The 349-nt window shown below is 64.8% G+C and carries 1 protein-coding gene; it reads right to left on the reverse strand.

Going from position 1 to position 349, the window contains the following annotated elements:
• A partial coding sequence (locus CRD60_RS08545; protein WP_130473101.1) for an aldo/keto reductase occupies positions 1-349 on the reverse strand: 349 nt, incomplete at both ends.

The following is a 349-nucleotide window of genomic DNA, read 5'->3' on the forward strand; positions in this document are numbered from 1 at the left end:
CCCAGACGGAAGGAGAAAAGGTCGAGGTTCTCCTCCTGCGGCCGGCGGTGGACCGACTTGGGGATGATGATCGTGCCATTCTCGATATGCCAGCGCAGGATGACCTGGGCCGGGCTGACGCCATGGGACCTGGCGATACGCCCGATCACGCCGTCGCCCGCCTCCAGATCGGCCCCTCGGGCCAGAGGTGAGTATGCCTCCACGGCGATTCCGCGCTCCTTGCAATACGCGACCGTGTCACGCTGCTGCCATGAGGGATGCAGCTCGATCTGGTCCACGCTCGGGTATTCTCCGGTCTCGGCATGCAGCCGTTCCAGATGATCCGGCAGGAAGTTGCACACCCCCAGCG

The organism is Bifidobacterium aemilianum (genome assembly GCF_003315635.1).
GTDB lineage: Bacteria > Actinomycetota > Actinomycetes > Actinomycetales > Bifidobacteriaceae > Bifidobacterium > Bifidobacterium aemilianum.